General features: G+C 67.7%; 17 protein-coding genes. All 17 read left to right on the top strand.

All coding sequences use genetic code 11. The annotated features are described in order from the left end of the window. Positions 1-33: 33 nt before the first annotated feature. A complete protein-coding gene (locus tag ENSA7_RS46145) occupies positions 34-495 on the top strand; it encodes a YlxR family protein (RefSeq protein WP_372237563.1) in 462 nt (153 codons plus the stop codon). Further along, positions 488-3,319 carry a translation initiation factor IF-2 gene (gene infB / locus ENSA7_RS14145; RefSeq protein ID WP_106089815.1) on the top strand — a complete coding sequence of 944 codons (2,832 nt, stop codon included), beginning with the start codon at positions 488-490 and terminating at the stop codon, positions 3,317-3,319. Before ENSA7_RS46145 ends, infB begins: the two co-directional genes overlap by 8 nt. A 7-nt stretch (positions 3,320-3,326) precedes the next feature. After that, complete coding sequence (gene rbfA / locus ENSA7_RS14150) at positions 3,327-3,740, top strand: 30S ribosome-binding factor RbfA (RefSeq protein WP_106089816.1); 414 nt, start codon at positions 3,327-3,329, stop codon at positions 3,738-3,740. Then, positions 3,733-4,875: a tRNA pseudouridine(55) synthase TruB gene (truB, locus tag ENSA7_RS14155; protein ID WP_181233721.1), complete on the top strand. Its 1,143-nt coding sequence runs from the start codon at positions 3,733-3,735 to the stop codon at positions 4,873-4,875. The genes rbfA and truB overlap by 8 nt, the downstream gene beginning before the upstream one ends. A gap of 95 nt (positions 4,876-4,970) precedes the next feature. Next, positions 4,971-5,240 carry a 30S ribosomal protein S15 gene (gene rpsO, locus ENSA7_RS14160; RefSeq protein ID WP_052547238.1) on the top strand — a complete coding sequence of 90 codons (270 nt, stop codon included), beginning with the start codon at positions 4,971-4,973 and terminating at the stop codon, positions 5,238-5,240. Positions 5,241-5,458: 218 nt separating this feature from the next. Beyond that, positions 5,459-7,561, top strand: coding sequence for a polyribonucleotide nucleotidyltransferase (pnp, locus tag ENSA7_RS14165; RefSeq protein ID WP_106089818.1), 2,103 nt, complete (start codon positions 5,459-5,461; stop codon positions 7,559-7,561). Beyond that, positions 7,561-8,040 carry a dUTP diphosphatase gene (dut, locus tag ENSA7_RS14170; protein ID WP_106089819.1) on the top strand — a complete coding sequence of 160 codons (480 nt, stop codon included), beginning with the start codon at positions 7,561-7,563 and terminating at the stop codon, positions 8,038-8,040. Before pnp ends, dut begins: the two co-directional genes overlap by 1 nt. A gap of 114 nt (positions 8,041-8,154) precedes the next feature. After that, positions 8,155-9,126 (top strand): phosphoribosylaminoimidazolesuccinocarboxamide synthase, encoded by a 972-nt coding sequence (locus tag ENSA7_RS14175; RefSeq protein ID WP_106089820.1) that lies wholly within the window; start codon positions 8,155-8,157, stop codon positions 9,124-9,126. A 10-nt stretch (positions 9,127-9,136) separates the two neighbouring features. Then, positions 9,137-10,543 (top strand): amidophosphoribosyltransferase, encoded by a 1,407-nt coding sequence (gene purF, locus ENSA7_RS14180; protein ID WP_106089821.1) that lies wholly within the window; start codon positions 9,137-9,139, stop codon positions 10,541-10,543. Between the two features lie 86 nt (positions 10,544-10,629). Further along, positions 10,630-11,758, top strand: a protein-coding gene (prfB, locus tag ENSA7_RS14185; protein WP_181233722.1) for a peptide chain release factor 2 whose coding sequence is annotated in 2 segments (ribosomal slippage) — positions 10,630-10,716 and positions 10,718-11,758 — 1,128 coding nt in all. Because the reading frame shifts where the segments join, the coding sequence is not laid out codon by codon here. A 19-nt stretch (positions 11,759-11,777) separates the two neighbouring features. After that, positions 11,778-14,024 (top strand): FtsX-like permease family protein, encoded by a 2,247-nt coding sequence (locus ENSA7_RS14190; RefSeq protein WP_106089823.1) that lies wholly within the window; start codon positions 11,778-11,780, stop codon positions 14,022-14,024. Between the two features lie 225 nt (positions 14,025-14,249). Next, the gene (locus ENSA7_RS14195; protein WP_244923797.1) at positions 14,250-15,038 is read left to right on the top strand and encodes an ABC transporter ATP-binding protein; all 789 of its coding nucleotides are present in this window, start codon (positions 14,250-14,252) and stop codon (positions 15,036-15,038) included. Positions 15,039-15,086: 48 nt separating this feature from the next. Continuing rightward, positions 15,087-17,693: an outer membrane protein assembly factor BamA gene (bamA, locus tag ENSA7_RS14200; protein ID WP_146157676.1), complete on the top strand. Its 2,607-nt coding sequence runs from the start codon at positions 15,087-15,089 to the stop codon at positions 17,691-17,693. Between the two features lie 442 nt (positions 17,694-18,135). Then, positions 18,136-18,708 carry an OmpH/Skp family outer membrane protein gene (locus tag ENSA7_RS14205; protein ID WP_181233723.1) on the top strand — a complete coding sequence of 191 codons (573 nt, stop codon included), beginning with the start codon at positions 18,136-18,138 and terminating at the stop codon, positions 18,706-18,708. Beyond that, complete coding sequence (locus tag ENSA7_RS14210; protein ID WP_106089826.1) at positions 18,705-19,289, top strand: OmpH/Skp family outer membrane protein; 585 nt, start codon at positions 18,705-18,707, stop codon at positions 19,287-19,289. The genes ENSA7_RS14205 and ENSA7_RS14210 overlap by 4 nt, the downstream gene beginning before the upstream one ends. An 85-nt stretch (positions 19,290-19,374) precedes the next feature. Beyond that, positions 19,375-19,827, top strand: a complete 453-nt coding sequence (gene fabZ / locus ENSA7_RS14215; RefSeq protein ID WP_106089827.1) for a 3-hydroxyacyl-ACP dehydratase FabZ — start codon at positions 19,375-19,377, stop codon at positions 19,825-19,827. Then, entirely contained in the window at positions 19,827-20,477 is a 651-nt protein-coding gene (locus ENSA7_RS14220; RefSeq protein WP_106089828.1) for a hypothetical protein, read from the top strand. Before fabZ ends, ENSA7_RS14220 begins: the two co-directional genes overlap by 1 nt. Positions 20,478-20,914: the final 437 nt, after the last annotated feature.

Genomic DNA, 20,914 nt, shown 5'->3' on the forward strand with positions numbered 1-20,914 from the left:
CTGCCGGCCGTGCCTCAGGCCGGCCCCGTGCGAATGTGCGTCGGGTGCCGCGCGCGTCACGCGCAGTCGCAGCTGCTCCGCTTTGGTCTGCGCCCCGGCGCAGACGGCAAACCGGCCCAGGTCACCCCGACGCTGAGCGCTAGGCGGTCCCTCGGGGGCCGCAGCGCCTACCTGTGTCCCCGTCGGGCGTGCCTCGATCGCGCGATCAAGCGCCGCGTGTTTACCCGCGCCTTCAGCAGCACGAGCGGTCGGCCCCGCGCCGGGCGCGACACCCTCAGCGCGATCGACCCAGCCGCGGCCGACGCCCTGTGGACCGCCACAGTTGACATTCTCCGTCGTGAGATCGATCTGCTCGATCGCTGCGCGGAAAAGACTCACGCCCACCTCGGTCGACGGGGACTCGAACGCCTCTTGTTTGAACTATCATCCCAGCCCGCACCCTCCGACCGCCGTTCCAGCGCGAACCGCCAGGGAGGTACCCCCACACATGGCTAAGATCCGCATTTACGAGCTCGCCAAAGAGCTCGGCACCGAGAACAAAGACCTCGTCAACGAGGTCCGCTCGCTCGGCATCGAGATTAAGGGTGTGATGAGCACGCTGACCAACGACGAGGCCGATCGGGTTCGTCGTCGGCAGCAGGGAGCCGGCGCTGCCCCGAGCACCGCTCCCGCTCCCGCTCCCGCTCCCGCCACGACCCCACCTGCTGGCGTCACCACCCGCCCGGGTGCTGGCCGCAGCAAGCCGGCGTCCAGCTCACCCGCCGCGGCCGAGGCCAGCTCGGCGCGACCGATCCGACGTCGGGCCAAGGGTCCACGCCCGGCGGTCAAGGAGCGCGAGAAAGAGCAGGAGCGCGAGCGCGAGGTCGAGGAGGCCCAGCGGGTCGCCGCGCCCGTCGCCGCCGCGCCACCGGTAGCTCGCCCACGCTTGACCGAGGTTCGCCGCAGCGAGCCCAGCCCAGCTGTCGCACCCGCTAGCGCTGCGCCCAGCGTCGAGTCGGCCAGCGAGCGACGCAGTCCGCCGGCCCAGCCGCCGGTCGAGGACAGCGACGCGGACTTCGACAGCGACGAGCCCAAGATCCCGCCGAAGGTCGGTGATCGGATCGAGCTGCCCAAGGGCACGCGCCGGTTCCGGACCGGGCTCGCGGCCAAGATCGAGCAGCAAGAGAAGGACGAAGAGATCCGCAAGGCGGAGGTCGTCGAAGACGAGCGGCGCGAGCAGGTCGAAGCCGAGCGTCGCGCCGTCGCCCAGGAGCAAGCCGCGGCTGCGGCCGAGGCCGCCAAGCCGTCGCGCAGCGACGAAGAAGATCGCCGGGTCGTCCGCAACGCCGACGGCGTGATCGTGGCCGCCGCGTCCAAGCGATCCGAGCCGAAGATCCTCGGCTTCATCTCACTGCCCTCGAGCCCCCGCCGCCAGCAGGTGATCATCACCGAGGCCAACAAGGGCAAGACCGAGGGTCGCGCGACCGCCCGCAAGCGGCGCGAGGAGCGATCGCAGCAGCGGGGCCGTCGGCCGCGCTCGCGGGTCCGTCGCGATCGCGGCGGTCCCAAGCAAGTCTCGACCATCGAGATGAGCGACGCGAAGAAGCGCATCCGCGTCGACGAGGCCATCCAGATCTCCGACATGGCCCACCAGATGGGGGTCAAGGCGTCCAAGCTGATCCGCACCTTGTGGGGCATGGGCATGCGCAACGTGACGATCAACAACGCGGTCGATGTCGAGACCGCGGAGCTGGTCGCCGCCGAGTTCGGCTACACGATCGAGAACGTCTCGTTCCAAGAGGACGAGTTCATCGGCGACTACGAGGACGAGGACGAGAGCCCGCTGCGGGCCCCGGTCGTCACGATCATGGGTCACGTCGACCACGGCAAGACCACGCTGCTGGACTACATCCGCAAGGCCAAGGTCGCCGAGGGCGAGGCCGGCGGGATCACCCAGCACATCGGCGCCTATCGGGTCGAGACCGCCCAGGGTCCGGTCGTGTTCATCGACACGCCCGGCCACGAGGCGTTCAGCGCGATGCGATCGCGCGGCGCCGCGGTCACCGACATCGTCGCGCTGATCGTCGCCGCCGACGACGGCGTGATGCCGACCACCAAAGAAGCGATCGACCACGCCAAGGACGCCGACGTCCCGATCGTCGTCGTGATCAACAAGATCGACAAGCCCGACGCCAACGCCGGGCGCGTCGAGCAGATGCTCATGAAAGAGGGCCTCGTCGGCGAGAACTACGGCGGCGAGACCACGATCGCGCACATCTCGGCCAAGACCGGCCAAGGTGTCGAGGAGCTGCTCGAGACCCTCGCGGTCCAGGCCGAGGTCCTCGAGCTGCGCGCGCCGATCGACGGCCCCGCGGCCGGCACCGTGATCGAGTCGCGGGTCGACAAGGGCCGCGGCACCGTGGCCACCGTGCTGGTCCAAGCCGGAGATCTGCGAAAGGGCGACATCGTGGTCGCCAACGAGTTCAGCGGCAAGGTCCGCGGCCTCTACACACCGGCGGGCAAGCGGGTCAAGAACGCGCTGCCGTCCACGCCGGTCGAGGTGCTCGGGCTCGACGGCGCGCCGCCAGCTGGCGAGCGCTTCTACGTGGTCGAGAGCGAGAAGGACGCCCGCCAGATCGTCTCGCACCGCCGCGAGCAACGGCGCCGCAAAGAGAGCGTGCTCTCGGGCCCGTCGCTGCTCGAGCGGATCAAGAGCAAGAAGGTCCCGGTCCTCAAGATCGTGGTCAAGGCCGACGTCCAAGGCTCGGCCGAGGCCCTCAAGGAGACCCTCGAGGGGCTCTCGGTCGACAAGGTCCGCGTCGATGTCATCCACGCTGGCGTCGGCGGCATCAACGAAACCGACGTCAAGCTCGCGGCCGCGGCCGGCAACCCGCTGATCATCGGCTTCAATGTGAAGACCGTGGGCAAGGCCTCGCAGCTGGCCGACCACGAGAAGATCCCAATCGAGACCTTCTCGGTCATCTACGAGGCGTCCGATCGGATCCGCGAGATGATGATCGATCTGCTCGAGCCCGAGTACCGCGAGGTGGCGCAGGGCGAGGCCGAGGTCCGGGCGCTGTTCCCGATCCCGCGCCTCGGTGTCGTCGCCGGTTGTCGCGTCATCAAGGGCAACGTCACCCGCAGCAGCCACGTCCGCGTGCGCCGCCAGGGCCGGGTGATCTACGAGGGCAAGATCGGCTCGCTGCGGGTGTTCAAGGACGACGTCAAAGAGGTCAAGGAAGGCCAGGAGTGCGGCATCGTCGTCGACGGCTTCGCCGAGGTCGAACCCGACGACATCCTCGAGGCCTTCGAACTCGAGACGATCCGCCCGGAGCTGTAGGAACAGCATGGCCAACCGGCGTCAGCAACGGGTCGAACAGCTCCTGCGTCGCGAGATCGCGCAGCTGCTCCTGCGGGGGGAGCTGCGCGACCCTCGGCTGTCGCCGGCCAGCGCGGTCTCGATCACGGGCGTCGACATCAGCGGCGATCTCTCGGTCGCGCGCATCTACGTCGACGTGCTCGCCGAGAGCCTGCGCAGCGCCGACGTGCTCGAGGCCCTCGCCAGCGGCGCCGGGCTGATCCGCCACAAGATCGGCGAGCGCCTGGTGATGCGGCGGGTCCCCGAGCTGCGCTTCGAGGCCGACGAGAGCATCGCCCGAGGTGCCCGCGTCGAGCGGATCTTGTCGGAGCTGCGCGACGCCGGGGCGCTCGAACCAGGCAGCGATGGTCCGGCGGCTGGCGACGCCCCCGAAGATGGCTAATCGCAAGCGCCGGCGGTCGACCGAGTTCGGCATCTTGTTGATCGACAAGCCCCCTGGCCCGACCTCTTTCGATGTCGTGGGCTGGGTCCGCTGGGCGCTTCACGAGCGCACGGTCGGCCACTGTGGGACCCTGGATCCGCCCGCCAGCGGCCTGCTCGTGGTCTGCCTGGGCGAGGCGACCAAGCTGGTCGAGCACCTGACCAACGACGACAAGCGCTACCGGGCCCGGTTCGCGCTGGGCCGGTCGACGACCACCGCCGACGCCGAGGGCGAGACCCTGAGCGTCGCCGAGGTGCCACCGGGCGCCGAGGCCGAGGGCGCCGAGATCTTGCGCTCGCTCATCGGGGAGCTGCAGCTGCCGCCGCCGGACTTCTCGGCCGTCAAGCTCGACGGCAAGCGCGCCCACGAGCTGGCCCGGGCTGGCAAGCCGCTCGATCTGCCCGCGCGCTCGATGGCGATCCACTCGCTCGAGCTCCTCGGCCACGGCCGCGACCCGGACGGGGGCGCGTGGATCGACGTCGAGCTCGAGGTCGCCAAGGGCACCTACGTGCGCTCGCTCGCAGAGGAGGTCGGTCGCCAGCTGGACGTCCCGGCCCACCTCGCCTCGCTGCGGCGGGTCGGTTCGGGCGACCTGCGAGTCGACGACCCTCGCGTCGTGACCGGGCTCGTGCCCGTGCACCTGCCCGAGATCGAGGGCCGCCCGCCCAAGTGGCGCGTCGAATTTCCGGCGGATCCAGCCGCTGCAGGGGCCAGCGTGACGCCAGGTCAGGACCCAGGGCAGGGCAGGGGCGACGCCGACGCCCAGCAGCGGGCCGAGGCCGGGGCGCGCCTGCGAGGCCACATGAGCAAGCCCTGGGACCGACTGCCGTTCCCGGTCAGCCTGCTCCCGGATGCGGGCGCTCACGAGGGCCTGATGACGCGCATGATCCAGGGCCAGCGCCTGGGGGCCTCGCCGAGCAACTGCGCGACCTTGCAGATCCCGGACGGAGAGGGCCTGTGTGTCCTCGTCCACCAAGCCCGGGGGCTCATGATGCTCGTTCGGCGCGAGCACCACGACGGCGGGCCGCTCCGGCGCCTCGCCCCGACTCGGGTCCTGCGCTTCGAGCCCGAGCCAGAGTCGAATCCAAGCCATTGACAGCAGCCCCTCCGATCTGGATGCTGCGCACCTTCGAACGAACGAAAAGTCGAACGACCAGAACCGGGGTGGGTCCCCGGAGAAGAGAAACCACCATGTCCCTTTCAGCCGATCGCAAGGCCGACATCATCGGCAAGTTCAAGCGGCACGACGGCGATACTGCCTCCCCCGAGGTTCAGATCGCACTCCTGACCGAGCGGATCATCCACTTGACCGAGCACTTCCGCACCCACGACAAGGACCACCATGGTCGTCGGGGTCTGCTCAAGCTCGTCGGCCAGCGCCGACGCCTGCTCGACTACCTGCGCGCGCGTGGGTACGACCGCTACAAAGCTCTGATCGAGGAGCTCAACATCCGCAAGTAGGTCCGCTGGACCGACCTCGAACGCGCTGCTCATCGAAACCCGTTTTGATGAGTGGCGCGCCGGTGTGTGGCGGATCCGATCGGATCCGGGTCTTGGACCCGACACCCAGCATCGTCCCCGAGGTCGAGCGTGCGCTCGTACCTGCTCGCCGTGGCCAGGTCACGCCCGCTCAGCGGCGCCAATTTTTTTGATCTGCCTCGGCGAGGGGAGCGAATGCAATGGAAGTCATACGTGAAATAGCGAAGGTCGGCGACAAAGAGATCATCTTCGAGACCGGCAAGATCGCCAAGCAAGCCAACTCGGTGGTTCTGACCCTCGGCGAGACCGTGGTCCTGGTCGCGGTGACCATGAGCCGCGAGCCCAAGAACCTGCCCTTCATGCCGCTGACCGTCGAATTCCGCGACGCCAACGCGGCCGCCGGCAAGATCCCGGGCGGCTACTTCAAGCGTGAAGGTCGGCCGACCGAAAAAGAGATCCTCACCTGCCGGCTCAGCGATCGCCCGATCCGCCCGCTGTTCCCCAAGTCGTACCGCTACGACACCCAGGTGATCGGCAACGTACTCAGCAACGACCTGCAAAACGAGCCTGACGTGCTCGCCATGACGGGCGCCTCGGCCGGCCTGATGCTCAGCCCCGCGCCGTGGGCCGGGCCGGTCGCCGGGATCCGCGTCGCGCGGGTTGGCGGCAAGCTGATCGCGTTCCCGACCTTCGACGAGATCGAGGCCTCGGACCTGACCGTGATCGTGTCGTGCACCCGCGACGAGATCGTGATGGTCGAAGCCGGCGCCAAGCAGGTCAGCGAGGCCGAGATGATCGACGCGCTGATGTTCGCCAAGGACCAGTCGCTGCCGCTCATCGAGGCCCAGGAGCGGCTTCAAAAGCGCGCGGGCAAGCCCAAGATCGAGTGGAAGGATCCCGAGATCGATCAGGTGTTCCGCGACATGGTCATGGATCGCGCGCGCGGGGACATGACCTCGGCGCTCGAGATCCTCGGCAAGCACGATCGCCACGGCGCGATCGCGGCGGTCACCGCCAAGGTCACCGCCGAGCTGGGCGACGCCGCGAGCGGCCGCGAAGACGAGGTCTCGGCCGCGATCGGCAAGCTCGAGAAGCTGCTGGTTCGCAAGTCCACGATCGCCGGTCGCCGCGTCGACGGACGCAAGACCACCGACATCCGGCCGATCTACATCGAGGTCCACCCGCTCACCCGCCCGCACGGGTCGGTGCTGTTCCAGCGCGGCGAGACCCAGGCGATCACCACGACCACGCTCGGCACCGAGCGCGACGCCCAGCGGCTCGACACGATCCGCGGCGACGTCAACAACACCTTCTTGCTGCACTACAATTTCCCGCCCTACTGCGTGGGCGAGGCTCGGCCCATGCGTGGCACCTCGCGCCGCGAGATCGGCCACGGGGCCCTGGCTCACCGGGCGCTCGAGGGCGTGCTGCCCGACAGCGAGACCTTCCCGTACACGATCCGGATCGTCTCGGACACGACCGAGTCCAACGGATCGAGCTCGATGGCGGCCGTGTGCGGCGGCTGTTTGAGCATGATGGACGCGGGCGTGCCGATCACCGCGCCGGTCGCTGGCATCGCCATGGGCCTGATCCAAGAGGGCGACCAGTTCGCCGTCCTGTCCGACATCCTCGGCGACGAGGATCACCTCGGCGACATGGACTTCAAGTGCTGTGGGACCAAAGACGGGATCACGGCGCTGCAGATGGACATGAAGATCCACGGCCTGCCCCGCGAGGTGCTCGAGCAGGCGCTCGAGCAGGCTCGCGTCGGCCGCCTGTACATCCTCGACAAGATGCTCGAGCAGCTCGCCGAGCCGCGCGCCGACATCAGCCAGTACGCGCCGCGCGTCGAGACCGTGTGGGTCAAGATCGACAAGATCCGCTCGATCATCGGCCCCGGAGGCAAGGTCATCCGCGGGATCACCGAGCAGACCGGCGTGGTCATCAACATCAACGATGACGGTCGCGTGACCCTGGCGTCCGCCGACCTCAACGCGATCGGCCGGGCCAAGGCGATCATCGAGGGCCTGACCTTCGAGGCCGAGCCGGGCCAGTACTACAACGGCGTGGTCAAGCGGATCGTCGACTTCGGCGCGTTCGTGGAGATCATGCCCGGGACCGACGGGCTCGTGCACATCTCCGAGCTCGAGAACCGGCGGATCGAGAACGTCACCGACGTGCTGTCCGAGGGCGATGACTGCATCGTCAAGGTCGTCAACATCGATGACACTGGCCGAATCCGGTTGAGCCGGAAGCAGGCGTTCGGGGTCGACCCGGACGAAGTCCTCAACCTGCGGGGCTAATGTCCAGCGCGGGGGAGCAGCGCGAGCACGTCCACCCACCGCTGCAGCTGCGCCGCCTCGACGCGCGCGCGGTGCTGCCTCGGCGGATGACCGCGCTCGCGGCAGGTCTCGATATCGCCGCCTGCCTGCCCGAGGGTGCCCCCCTCGAGCTGGCTGTCGGCGCCCGCGCGCTGGTTCCGACCGGCTGGGCGCTGGCGATCGCGCCCGGTTATGAGGGCCAAGTTCGTCCGCGATCGGGGCTGGCGCTGCGTCATGGGCTGACCGTGCTCAACGCACCCGGGACGATCGACGCCGACTACCGCGGCGAGCTGCGCGTGCTGCTGGTCAACCTGGGTACCGCGCCGATCCGCATCGAGCACGGCACCCGCGTGGCCCAGCTGGTCGTCGCGCCGATCGCCACGGTCGAGGTCGTCGAGGTCGAGCAGCTGCCGCCGAATTCCAAGCGCGGCGCCGGCGGCTTCGGCAGCACTGGATCCTGATCGAAGTCGGACCGCTGCGGAGCTGTCTGCGGGGTCATCGACGCCGTGGGATCACCCGACGCCGCGGGTTTCGACGCTGGGCCGGTCCGGTAATTTGGGCTAGGTTCCGCAGCGATGACGGTGTCACGCGAGACCCTCGCCCGCGCGATCGCCGAGGACCTGGTCCTCGACGAGCTCCCCGCTAGCTTCGACGTCCTCGGTCAGCGCTACAGCGGCAAGGTTCGCGAGAACTTCACCCGCGCTGGCGAGCGGCTGATCATCGTCAGCGATCGGGTCAGCGCGTTCGACTGCGTGCTCGGGACCATCCCATTCAAGGGCCAGGTGCTCAACCAGCTCGCCGCGTACTGGTTCGAGATCACCGGCGACCTGTTTCCCAACCACCTGATCTCGATCCCCGACGCGCAGGCCGTGCGCGCGGTCGAGTGCGAGCCGTTCATGGTCGAGATGGTCGTGCGCGGGTACCTGACCGGATCGAGCTCGACCAGCATCTGGCGCGCCTACGACCGCGGCGATCGAACCTTCTGCGGGCACCAGCTCGCCGACGGCATGGTCCGGCACCAGCGACTGCCCGCCAACATCGTCACCCCCACGACCAAGGCGGCCAAGGGCGAGCACGACGAGAACCGCAGCAAGGCCCAGCTGGTCGCGGATGGCGTGATCAGCATGGAGCTGTTCGATCGGCTCGAGCAGCAGTGCCTGAGCCTGTTCGCCCACGGCCAGCGGCTCGCCGCCGAGCGCGGGTTGATCCTGGTCGACACCAAGTACGAGCTCGGTCGCCGACCCGACGGCGAGATCGTCTTGATCGACGAGATCCACACCCCCGACAGCTCACGCTACTGGTACGCCGACGGCTACGACGACGCGATGGCGGCCGGGCAGGATCCGCGCGCGCTCGACAAAGAGTACGTCCGGACCTGGCTGGTCTCGCAGGGGTTCACGGGTGACGGCCAGCCCCCCGCGCTGCCCGATGAGGTCCGGATCGAGGCCGCCGCCCGCTACATCGAGACTTACGAGCGCATGACCGGCCGAACCTTCGAGCCCGACATGGCGCCGCCCGTCGAGCGTCTCACCGCGAAGTTGCTGTAGGACTACCCGCATGTGTGGCGTGTTTGGCATCTTCAACCATCCCGAGGCGGCGAACCTCGCCTACCTCGGGCTCCATGCGTTGCAGCATCGCGGCCAGGAGTCGGCGGGCGTGGTCAGCAACGAGCGCGGCACCCTCCACGCCGTGCGCCAGATGGGCTACGTCGCCGACGTGTTCGATCAGGGCCGGCTCGCGCAGCTGCCCGGGCGCCTGGCCGTCGGCCACGTGCGCTACACGACCGCTGGCGGCTCGCTGCCCAAGAACATCCAGCCGCTGACGGTCGAGTACCGCCACGGGTCGGTGGCGATCGCCCACAACGGCAACCTCGTCAACGCCGATCAGCTGCGCGAGGAGCTCGAGGCCGAGGGCTCGATCTTCCACACCAACTCCGACACGGAGGTGGTCCTGCAGCTGATGGCCCGCAGCGCCGACCATGACTGGGTCGAGAATTTGTTCGCCGCGCTGGTCCGCCTGCGCGGCGCCTACAGCCTGGTGATGACCGCGGGCGAGCGCCTGGTCGCCGCCCGCGATCCGCATGGGTTCCGGCCGCTGATCCTCGGTCGGGTCAAGGGCGACCACCCGCACCCGCACTACGGCAAGCACGCCTGGGTGGTGGCCTCGGAGACCTGCGCCTTCGATCTGATCGACGCCGAGAAGGTCCGCGACATCGAGCCCGGCGAGGTCCTCGTCATCGACGGCGAGGGGCTCCGCAGCAGCCGGCTCAAGCCCCAGCCCAAGCGGTTTTGCGTGTTCGAGCACGTGTACTTCGCTCGGCCCGACAGCGTGCTCGACGACGTCGCGGTCTACGAGGCTCGGGTCGAGATGGGCCGCGCGCTCGCGCGTGAGCAGCCGGCCGCCGCGGATGTCGTGATCCCGGTCCCCGACTCGGGCGTGGTCGCGGCGATGGGCTACGCCAAGGAGGCCGGGCTGCCGTTCGAGATGGGGTTGATCCGCAACCACTACGTGGGGCGGACCTTCATCGAGCCCAAGGACTCGATCCGGCACTTCGGCGTCAAGCTCAAGCTCAACGCCGTCGCGCAGCTGCTGCGTGGCAAGCGGGTCGTCGTCGTCGACGACTCGATCGTGCGCGGGACGACCTCGCGCAAGATCGTCAAGATGATCCGAGCCGCGGGCGCCTCCGAGGTCCACGTCCGAATCTCGTCACCGCCAGTCACCGGCCCATGCCACTACGGCATCGACACGCCCACCCGCGCCGAGCTGATCGCCTCGGGTCACAGCGTCGAGGAGACCGCTCGCTTCATCGAGGCCGACAGCCTCGGCTACCTCAGCCCCGCTGGCTTGCTCGCGGCCGTGGGCGAGGATGGCGAAGAGAACTTTTGCTCGGCCTGCTTCACGGGGCGCTACCCCGTCGCGCTTCAGACCACGGGTCGGCGACAGCTCCGCTTGATCGAGGTGTAGCCGCGACGAACTTGCGGCCCCCGGGCCCGACGGGCAGGGGCCGCGTCGTTGCACAGCTCGGCTAGACCGGCTAGCTTGCCGGGGCAATGACCGACGCCGCCTCGTCCATCCCCGAGCACGCCAAGGTGACGGATCTCGTGTCTCGCCTCGAAGACCGGATCGGCGAGCTGCGGAGGCATCTTTGACTACGAAACCAAGATCGAGAAGCTCGAGGAATTCGAGATCGCCACGGCCGACCCTAGCTTCTGGACCGACAACGATCGCGCGCAGAAGCAGCTCCGCGAGCAGGCCACGATCAAGAAGCTCGTCGCGGAGATCGACGGCGCGCAGCAGGTGTTCGACGACGGCCGCGAGCTGTACGACCTGGGCCGCGAAGAGTCGGATCCCGACAGCATCCGCGAGGCCTGGGCCAACCTCGAGCGCGCCGACGAGCTGCTCGGCAAGCTCGAATTTCGCCGGATGCTGGGCGGCGCGCACGACCAAGACAGCGCGCTGCTGTCGATCAACGCCGGCGCTGGCGGGGTCGACAGCCAAGACTGGGCCGAGATGCTGCTGCGCATGTACCAGCGCTGGGGCGAGCGCCACGGCTTCGGGGTCAGCGTGCTCGACATCCAAGAGGGGGAGCAGGCCGGGATCCGCGGCGCGGATCTGTCGATCGAGGGCGAGTACGCCTACGGCTGGCTCCGCTCGGAGATCGGCGTGCACCGGCTGGTCCGGATCTCGCCGTTCGACTCCCAGGCCCGGCGCCAGACCAGCTTTGCGAGCGTCATGGTGCTCCCGGATCTGGGCGAGAGCGACGATCTGGACATCGAGGTCAACCCCGCCGATCTGCGGATCGACAAGTACCGGGCCTCGGGCGCCGGCGGCCAGCACGTCAACAAGACCGAGTCGGCCGTGCGCCTGACCCACGCGCCCACCGGGATCGTCGTCGCGTGCCAGCTCGAGCGGTCCCAGCACAAGAACATGGCGACGGCCATGCGCATGCTCAAGGCCCGGCTGTGGGAGGTCGAGCAGCAAAAGCGCGAGAAGGAGATCACCGCGCTCGAGGGCGACAAGAAGAGCATCGAGTGGGGCAGCCAGATTCGGTCGTACGTCATTCACCCGTATCAGCAGGTCAACGACCACCGCACCGAGCTCAAGCAGTCCAACGTCAGCGCCGTGCTCGACGGTGAACTCGACTCCTTCATGGAGGCGTTCTTGCTCATGCAAGGCTGAGGCTGATCGAGTTTAGATCATGGCTGCAGATCCCTGGACTCACGCGCTCGAGTGGCGCATCGCCTGGCGGCACTTGCGGGTCGGCGAACGGCACCCGCGCTGGGTGGACGCGCTCACGCTCGTGAGCGTGTTCTTGTTGGTGGTGGGTCTGGCCTTCGTCGGCTGGGCCGCCCACCTGGGTCCGTCGCCGGAGCCGGGGGAGCAGTTGTTCTCGGCCGCGCTCGCGACGGCGCAGCAGCGCCAGTACGGTGTGTTTGGCGGGGCGAGCATCGCCATGGGCGTGATGCTGCTGGTCCTGGCCATCCTCGCCCGGTTCTTCAACCTGCTGGCGACGATCATCACCGAGTCGGTGCTGCTCGGGTGCATGGCGCTTGTCGTCGTGCTGTCGCTGATGAGCGGGCTCGAGGCTGATCTGCGCGACAAGATCCTCAATCAAAAGGCCCACCTGCGGGTGTCGAGCAGCGACGGCAATCGGTTCACGGACTACGAGTCGCTGGTGTCCGCGCTCGACGATCTGCCCGAGGTCGCCGGCGCCAGCCCCTACCTCGAGGCCGAGGTCATGGTTCGCAGCGGCATCAACCGCCAGGGGGCCGTGCTGCTCGGCGTCGAGCCCGAGCGCCTGAACTTGGTCTCGAACCTGGCGGAGATCATTAGCGAGGGCAGCTTCGACTCGCTCGCGCACCCGGAGACGATCGCCGATCCCGATCCGTTTGCGACCACCGATCCCCAGACCCCGTGGCGCTTGCGGCACCTCGACAAGGCCGAGGTCCAAGTCGGCGAGAAGGTCGGGCTGACGGGCGCCCTCGCGCCGGCCAAGCCGGCCGTCAAGATCGATCGCGCGCTGCCCGACACCTTGCCCGACACCTTGCCTGACGTGGACGACGACGACGAGGGCGCCGACACCGAGCAAGATCCAGACGCCGCGGATCCCGAGCCGCGCGTGGGAGCTGGCGTGGGGCTCAACACCGGGCGGCTGCCCCCGCCGACCGAGCTCTTTGGTGGACCTGGCAGCGGAGAGCCGTTCGCCGGTCCGTTTGGGCGCAGTGGGTTGCCGAAGCCGTTCGCTGGCGGCGACGACGGCTGGGAGGATCCCGTCGAGGTGCTCGGGCTCGACGAGGAGCCCGCGGCTGCGCGCGCTCCGTCGGCGGTCGCCCCGATCCCACCCGGTGACGATGTCGGCGTCGACGAGGTCGAAGCGGACGGCGGTGACGACGGCTGGGAAGATCCCGTCGAGGTGCTCGACATTTCAGAGGAAGGGTCAGAGGATGGGTCAGAGGACGCGCCAGCAACCCCGCCAACTCCAGCGATTGCCCTGAAGCCCGAGCCCGAGTCGGAGCCCCGCCAGGAGGGCATCGTGGATCCGATCCTGATCGGCCGCGAGCTCGCCAACGAGCTGGCGGTGGGTGTCGGCGCGCGCGTGCAGCTGATCACGCCGGTCGGCCGCTTGACCCCGGCAGGTCGGGTCCCGGGGATCCTCGCCGCCAAGGTCGGCGGAGTGTTCCACTCCGGCATGTACGAGTACGACCGCAAGAACGTCTACACCCCGCTGCCGGTCGCGCAGGCGTTCTTGCGCACGGGTGACCGGGTGTCGGGGATCGAGGTCAAGCTGCACGAGATCGACCGCGTCGACGCCGGCAAGCTCGCCGTCGAGGCCAAGCTGCGCGAGCTCGGCCGCTCGGCTCCGCTGTTGCGGCGGACGGTGACGCGGCTGGTCAACAGCATCTCCGACGTGGCCCTGCGCGAGCAGGTCGCCGCCACTCAGGGGATCTCGCTCGGCGAGTCCGAGCTGATCGTCGAGAGCTGGAAAGAGCTCAACCGCAACCTGTTCTCGGCCATGTTCCTCGAGAAGATCGCCATGTTCGTGGCCCTGATGTTCGTGGTCCTGGTCGCGAGCTTCGGGATCTTGGCCTCGAACCTGATGAGCGTGCTCGAGAAGTCCAAGGAGATCGCCATCCTCAAGGCCATGGGCAGCCCGGATCACCTGATCCAGCGCGTGTTCGTGGCCGAGGGCCTGTGCCTGGGGGTGCTCGGCGCGATGGGGGGGATCAGCGTGGGTCTGGCCCTGTGCTGGGCGCTGGATCGGTTCGGCTTCCCCTTCAACGAGAACGTCTACTACATCGAGCGGCTGCCGGTCGTGGTCAACCCGGTCGAGGTCGGGGTCGTCGGGGTCGCGGCGCTGGTGATCGTGTTCTTGTCCAGCCTGTACCCGGCGCGTGTGGCTTCGCGCATGCGCCCCGTCGACGGGCTCCGGCACCAAGAAAAGTAAACTCTCGTGTGCAGGGTGTAAGGGGCGTTCTTTGCCCCCACAGACACCATGTGTGGCCCCCTCGGAGGGGGCGCTGAGCACATGTCTGTGGGTCTGTGGGTCGCACGACGTTCAACGAGCTCTGGCCACGAAAGCGATGCGGCTGCACGGCGGGCACGCGGCGACTGCCCGCCGTTGACACCCCCGGATCTCGGCTCTAGGGTTGGCCCCGTTTCGCGCTCCAAGATGCCTTCGCCCGCCAAAGACGCGCCCGTGCTCGTGCAAGTGCGCGACATGTACAAGAGCTTTCGGCATGGGTCGCGCAAGCTCGACGTGCTGCGTGGCGTCAACCTGACCGTTCGCGCGGGCGAGATGGTCACGATCATCGGCGCCTCGGGAGCAGGCAAGTCCACGCTGCTTCACTGCCTGGGCACCCTCGACCTGCCGAGCTCCGGTGAGATCCTGTTTCAGCCGGTCGGCGGCGGGACGCCAACCGACATCACCCGGCTGCCCCCGCCCGACCTCGCGGAGTTCCGCAACCGCACGATCGGCTTCGTGTTTCAGTTTCATCACCTGCTGCCCGAGTTCTCGGCCCTCGAGAACGCGATGATGCCCGCGTTGATCGCCCGGACGCCCACTCGCCAGGCCCGCGAGCAAGCCGAGGAGATGCTCGCGGCCGTGGGCATGAGCCATCGGCTCGCGCACCGCCCCGGCGAGCTGTCGGGTGGCGAGCAGCAGCGGGTTGCGATCGCCCGGGCCCTGGCCATGCGCCCCCGGCTGCTGCTGGCCGACGAGCCGACCGGCAACCTCGACACTCGCACCAGCGCAGAGGTCCACGAGCTCCTGTTCCGACTCAACCAAGAGCACGATCTGAGCATGCTGATCGTGACCCACAACATGGAGCTCGCGCAGCAGATGCCGCGCGTCGTTCGAATGGCCGACGGCCGCATCCTCGAGGGCGACGGCCAAGACGCCGAGACCGCTCCGCAACTCGCTGCCGCTGGCGCAGACCCGTTCGGCGCGGGTCCCGAGTGAGCCGTGATCCGTAGGCTTGCTCAGTCTGACGGCGGGAGGCGAACCCGCGTGCACGCGGCTGGTTCGGGCCTGCCTGCCATGCTGGTCATGCTGGTCATGCTGGTCATGCTGGTCATGTCCGTCATGACGCTGGTTCCGCGGCTCGCGGCTGCCGGCGACCCGGTGCCCGGGTTTGGCCCGCCGAGGCTGATCGACCCCAGCCTCAGGCCTTCGCTGCTCGAGTTTCAGGACGTCGAGGACGACGTCTGGAACCAGCCGATCGCCGAGATCCGGTTCCGCGGCAACCGGCGGGTCGAGTCCGACGCGATGCTGCTCGAGCTCGACAGCAACGTCGGTGAGCTCGTCACCCCCGACAAGCTCGCCCGCGATCTCAAGGCCCTGTGGGCGCTCGGCTACTTCGAAGACGTCTACGTCGAGGGCGAGCTGGCCGCGGCCGGGGCGGTCCTGACCTACGTCGTCAAAGAGCGCCCAACCATCCGCAAGCTGATCGTAGAGGGCAACTCCAAGGTCAAGCTCGACGACATCAACGAGATCCTGGATCTCGAGACCAACGCGGTGCTCGAGCTCGGGGCGGTCAAGGCCAACGTCGAGAAGATCAAGGCGCTCTACACCCAAAACGGGTTCTTCCTGGCCGAGGTCGACTACGCGGTCCGACCGGTCGAGGGCCAGCCCGGCAAGGTCGACGTGGTGTTCGTCGTCAACGAGGCCGAGGAGGTCATCGTTCGCAGCATCACCTTCGTCGGCAACACCGCGCTGACCGACGACGAGCTGCGCAAGGTCATGATCACCCGGGTCGGCGGCTACCTGACGATCGTCAGCAAGAAGTCCGGCGGCGTGTTCAACCGCGAGGCGTTCGTCGCCGACTACGCCAACCTGCGGGCCTACTACGCCGACGTCGGCTACTTCGACGCCGACTTCGAGGACGTCGAGCTGGCCCTGAGCCCCGATCGCCGCTTCGTGCACCTCACGCTCGCGGTCGACGAGGGCCCGCAGTACCGGATCGGCGCGATCTCTGGCCGCGAGCAGACCCGCGCGGGCGAGGATCCTCTGTTTCCCCCGGCGATCCTGGCCGAGTCGATCGACCCGCTGCTCCGCACCGGTGACGTCGCGTCGGCCGGCAGCCTGCAGCTGATCCAGCAGGACATCGAGCGGCGCTACAAGGACAAGGGCTACGCCTACGTCAACGTCCTGCCCAACTATCAGCAAGACCGCGAGAAGCTGCTCCTGTACGTCGACTACCAGATCGACAAGGGGCCGCTGGTCTACATCGAGCGCGTCAACATCTTCGGCAACGACCGCACCGCCGACAAGGTCATCCGTCGCGAGATCGTGCTGCGCGAGGGCGACCTCTACTCGGAGAGCGCCAAAGAGGCCACGCAGCTGCGGGTCCTGCGGCTCGGCTACTTCGAGGACGTCCAGATCTCGAGCTCGCGGGGCACCGCCGACGATCGGATCGTCGTCAACGTCGAGGTCGTCGAGAAGCTGACCGGCACCTTCCAGATCGGCGCCGGGTTCTCGACGATCGAGAACTTCGTGCTGCAGGCGCAGATCCAGTACGACAACTTCTTGGGCCGGGGGACCACCGTGACCCTGGTCGCCCAGCTGTCGAGCCTGCGCCGGCTGTTCAACTTCAGCTACTCCACGCGCTACTTCCTCGACAGCAACTGGTGGTTCATCATCAACGTGTTCAACACGTCGAACGTGTATCCCACGTTCACGCGTGGCAGCACCGGCTTCGCGGTCTCGTGGGGCTATCCGATCCCCAAGGTCCGGGGCTTGACCGCGTTCATCGGCTACAACCTCGAGTACGTGCAGGTCGGGTTTGGGGCGGTCGGAGCGGTCGGAGGCATCTTCGCCCCAGGCGCCACGACGGCGCTGCCCGAGCAGTCGCTGATCAACAACCTGTTCGCCAACGGCCTGACCTCGGCCGTGACCGCGCGACTTGTCTACGATACCCGCGACAACGTGCTGTTTCCGACCTCGGGCATGTTCCACCAGCTCAAGGGTGAGTTCGCCAGCAAGTATTTCGGCTCGGACAACGAGTACAACCGCTACACCTTTGACGCGCGCTTCTACGTGCCGGTCATCAAGACCGAGCGCAGCTTCCGAGCCTGGGTGGTGTTCCGCTCCAACTTCCAGCTTGGCTACATTCAGAGCCCGACGGACGGCGGCGTGCCAGTGTTCGAGCGCTACTTCCCGGGCGGCATCTATGGCCACGGCTCACTCCGTGGCTATCGCCTGCGCTCGCTGGGTCCGCGGATCCTGGTCCAGAGCTCACCCAACCCGTCGGCCGCCCTGTATCCATTCGAGGTCGGCGGCAACCTGCTCGCGGCCCTCAACCTCGAGCTCGAGTTCATGGTCGTGCCGCCGGCCAACATCAAGGCCGTGGTGTTCGCCGACATCGGCAACGCGTTCAACACCGAGGCGCAGTACTGCCAGGAGCCGAACCCCGAGCAGCTGCCCAAGGCCGATCCGTGCACGTCGTTCGCGTTCCAGAGCCTCCGCTACAGCATGGGCTTTGGGTTCCGCTGGCAGTCGCCGATCGGCCCGCTCCGGTTCGAGTGGGGCTTCCCGCTGGATCGCCTGGGCGGCACGTCGCTGCTCGCCCCAGAGGACCCCGTGGTCTTCGAATTCAACGTCGGCACGGGGTTTTAGTCATGACCCCCACAGAGGGTTTCGCACTGCGCGGTCACTCGCTTCGCTCGCTCCCATCGGGCTGGCTGGTTGCGACCGCATGTGTGGCCCCCTGAAGGGGGCTCGATATGATCCCCACAGGCGCACTGCGCTTCGCCGACCGCAGCCGCTTCGCTCCTCGGGGCCGTTTGTTCGCGGGCGCATGTGTGGCCCCTGGAAGAAGGCTCTCAACGCATGTCCTGTGGGCATGGGGCGCGCTGGCTGCGATCGCTGAGGGGCGTCCGGAGCCAAGTCGGCGCCACGTGGGGCGGGAGAGCTGCGCTGTCTCACGGCCGCGGGGCCTGATAGCGACGGGGTCTTGGCGAGTTTGCTCCCGGCCGCCGTGAATCGGGTCGCGGCAGGTGCCGTCCCACGCCCCGTCGGCTTGCCCGAGACCGAGACCAAAGGTATGTCCGCCTCAACCATGCGCTCGCCAATCTGCTCGTTGCTGCTCGCTAGCGCAGTGTTCGCCGCCCCGCTCGCAGCCCCCTTGGTGGCGCTTGGGGTCGGCGCGGCGCCCGACCTCGCCCACGCGGCGGTCCCAGAGACCAAGCGGATCGCGCTCGTCGATCTCCAGCGGGTCCTGATGGAGACCACGCAGGGCAAGAACTCCAAGAAGGATCTCGAGAAGGCCGTCGCCAAGAGCAGCGCCAAGCTCGAGCGCAAGGCCGCGGATCTGCAAAAGCAGTACGAAGATCTGCAGGCCAAGGCCGCGATGCTGTCCGAGTCCGAGCTGATGCGCCGCCAGCAGGAGCTGATGGTCGCGGAGCAGGAGCTGCAAGAGCTCTACGCAGGGGCCCAAGAGGACCTGGCCAAGAAAGAGGGCCTGCTGATGGAGAAGATCTACAAGAACGCCTCGGCGATCGTGCAGTCGATGGCGGCCGAAGAGGGCGTCCAGATCGTCCTGGTCCGGTCCGAGCTGACCGTGCTCTACGCCAACCCCCAGCTGGACATCACCAACAAGGTGATCGTCGCCTACGACAAGAAATTCAAATGACCATGTCTACTTTTGTTGGTTCAGAGCTCGGTGCAAAGCTGGGCCGTCTGTCTCGGGTCGCGCTGCTGTCCCTCGCCGTGTTCGGCACCAGCTTGGCAGTCGACGCGGTCGAGCAGCGCGCCGAGGCAGCTGGTGTCCCCGAGATCGGCAAGGTCGCCGTCGTCGACATGCAGCGGATCCTCAACGAGACCGCGGCCGGCAAGAAGGCCCGCAAGGACCTCGAGACCAGCTCGCTGGCCAAGCAAAAGAAGCTCGACAAGCGCCGTGAGAAGCTCGAGGCCGACCAGGCCAAGATCGGTAGCCTCCAGGGCGACGCCCAGCAGCAGGCCGCAGAGAAGCTGCAGCGCGACTACTACGAGCTTCAGAGCATGTACATGACGCTCCAGCAGGAGCTGGCCGAGCAAGAGGGCCGCACGCTCGAGAAGATGTACGCGAACTGCCAGGTCCTGGCCAAGGAGCTGGCCAAGGACTTCAGCCTGGACCTCGTCCTGATCCGCGATCAGTCGACGGTGCTGTACGTCGGCAACGGCGTCGACCTCACCGATGAGGTCATCAAGCGCTACGACAAGCAATACAAGTAGGGTGGGGGCGATCGCGCGAGAGCCGACGGTGGGACACCGTCGGCTTTTTCGTTATGCTCGGCCGCTCCCCCGCGCCGTGTCGCCAATGGCCCTCGACATCATCCAGATCCAAGCGATGCTCCCGCATCGGTACCCGTTCTTGTTCATCGATCGGGTGTTGTCGTGGGAGGCCGAGCAGTCGCTCCACGCCCGCAAGCTGGTGTCGATGAGCGATCCGATCCTGCAGGGGCACTTCCCTGGGCACCCGATCTTGCCGGGCGTGGTCCAGGTAGAGGCCATGGCCCAGGCGGCCGCGCTGCTCGCCCAGGTCTCCGGCGCGTTTGATCCAGCCACGCAGCTGTGCCTGTTCATGGGTATCCAAGAGGCAAAGTTTCGGGCGCCGATCGTCCCGGGGGACATCCTCGACATCCACGTGGAGTCGCACCGCTTGGGGCGCATCGGGAAATTCTCGGGTCGGATCGAGGTCGAGGGGGCGCTGCGCAGCTCCGCCAAATTTACGGCGATCATCGAAAAGCGACCTGACCAGGAGGCAACCTGATGGCACGCGAGCGCGGGATGGGGTGGGCCCTGACCGTCTGTCTGGTGACTACGGTCGTGGCCGGCTGTGGCGGGCACGCTCGGGCCTTGGTTCACGCCAGCGGAGATCTCGGCAAGTCCGTTCGCCGAGCTGACCGAGCGCAGATCGACGAGAGTGTGCTGCCCGCCACGCGGTCGAGGGTCGACTACCAGGTCTTGCTCGAGGACGCGTCTGGGTGGAGCGATCGGCTGCGGCGCCCGACCGGCGCGCGACCCGAGGCGCTGCTGTATCTGGGCAACGACGAGGTCGTAGAGGCGGTTTGGACCGACAAGGGCTGGCGCTTCTCGACCGACCCGACCGAGTACTTTGGCCAGTCGACCCCCCGCGAGGCGCTGCGCAGCCTGGTGCGTGCCAGCCGCCAAGGTCGGTGGGACATCATGCTCAACCTCGCGCCAAGGCGCTACCGCATGGGTCTCTCGGAGCAAGACCTCACGGCCGCTTGGACCGAGGGGCCGCAGGCGCAAGCGCTCAACGAAGCCCGAGATCGCCTCGCCGAGCGGCTCGCTGGCACGATCCGGGCTGATGCACATCAGGCGATCTTGGACCTCGGAGACGGCGAGTACGCCCGGCTCGAGCGCGAGAAAGATCGCTGGGTCGTCGTCGACTTCTAGCTGATCTCGGGTAGATACGCCGCCCTGGCGGCTATTTGACCACGATCTGGCGCCGCGCTGGCGCTGGTGTGGGGACGCCCCAGCTGCCAGGTAGCCACAACGGTTGTGGGTATACGTGCTCGGTCGGAGCACCGGTTGCCAAGGACGGATGCTGCATTAGCCTCGAATCGTAGGCCGATGTTCATTCGCGATTGCCACACCATGACACGCTTGTCCCGGTTTGACGCGGCCGGGACAACACGGGCCAGGACCGGGACCTGCCAGGAATTTGAGCGCGAACGGCAAGTAGGCGAGAATTGTGGCCATCTCGGCCAAACCGGCGCGAACGCACGCTTGGTTTATGAGTTGCAGTATTTGTCAGCGCGGTCACACCAGATCGACACAGAGAGGACGGCACCATGGCACACTCAGTGAGCATTCACCGCCCCCGTAAACGC

The organism is Enhygromyxa salina, assembly GCF_002994635.1.
GTDB lineage: Bacteria > Myxococcota_A > Polyangia > Nannocystales > Nannocystaceae > Plesiocystis > Plesiocystis salina_B.

What these genes read in the sequence shown, in the direction of transcription:
- ENSA7_RS14190 (WP_106089823.1), top strand. Translation starts at nt 11,778, where the DNA reads ATGGCTGCAGATCCCTGGACTCACGCGCTCGAGTGGCGCATCGCCTGG.
- infB (WP_106089815.1), top strand. Translation starts at nt 488, where the DNA reads ATGGCTAAGATCCGCATTTACGAGCTCGCCAAAGAGCTCGGCACCGAG.
- rbfA (WP_106089816.1), top strand. Translation starts at nt 3,327, where the DNA reads ATGGCCAACCGGCGTCAGCAACGGGTCGAACAGCTCCTGCGTCGCGAG.
- dut (WP_106089819.1), top strand. Translation starts at nt 7,561, where the DNA reads ATGTCCAGCGCGGGGGAGCAGCGCGAGCACGTCCACCCACCGCTGCAG.
- pnp (WP_106089818.1), top strand. Translation starts at nt 5,459, where the DNA reads ATGGAAGTCATACGTGAAATAGCGAAGGTCGGCGACAAAGAGATCATC.
- fabZ (WP_106089827.1), top strand. Translation starts at nt 19,375, where the DNA reads ATGGCCCTCGACATCATCCAGATCCAAGCGATGCTCCCGCATCGGTAC.
- ENSA7_RS14220 (WP_106089828.1), top strand. Translation starts at nt 19,827, where the DNA reads ATGGCACGCGAGCGCGGGATGGGGTGGGCCCTGACCGTCTGTCTGGTG.
- ENSA7_RS14205 (WP_181233723.1), top strand. Translation starts at nt 18,136, where the DNA reads ATGCGCTCGCCAATCTGCTCGTTGCTGCTCGCTAGCGCAGTGTTCGCC.
- ENSA7_RS14175 (WP_106089820.1), top strand. Translation starts at nt 8,155, where the DNA reads ATGACGGTGTCACGCGAGACCCTCGCCCGCGCGATCGCCGAGGACCTG.
- truB (WP_181233721.1), top strand. Translation starts at nt 3,733, where the DNA reads ATGGCTAATCGCAAGCGCCGGCGGTCGACCGAGTTCGGCATCTTGTTG.
- rpsO (WP_052547238.1), top strand. Translation starts at nt 4,971, where the DNA reads ATGTCCCTTTCAGCCGATCGCAAGGCCGACATCATCGGCAAGTTCAAG.
- purF (WP_106089821.1), top strand. Translation starts at nt 9,137, where the DNA reads ATGTGTGGCGTGTTTGGCATCTTCAACCATCCCGAGGCGGCGAACCTC.
- ENSA7_RS14195 (WP_244923797.1), top strand. Translation starts at nt 14,250, where the DNA reads ATGCCTTCGCCCGCCAAAGACGCGCCCGTGCTCGTGCAAGTGCGCGAC.
- ENSA7_RS14210 (WP_106089826.1), top strand. Translation starts at nt 18,705, where the DNA reads ATGACCATGTCTACTTTTGTTGGTTCAGAGCTCGGTGCAAAGCTGGGC.
- ENSA7_RS46145 (WP_372237563.1), top strand. Translation starts at nt 34, where the DNA reads ATGTGCGTCGGGTGCCGCGCGCGTCACGCGCAGTCGCAGCTGCTCCGC.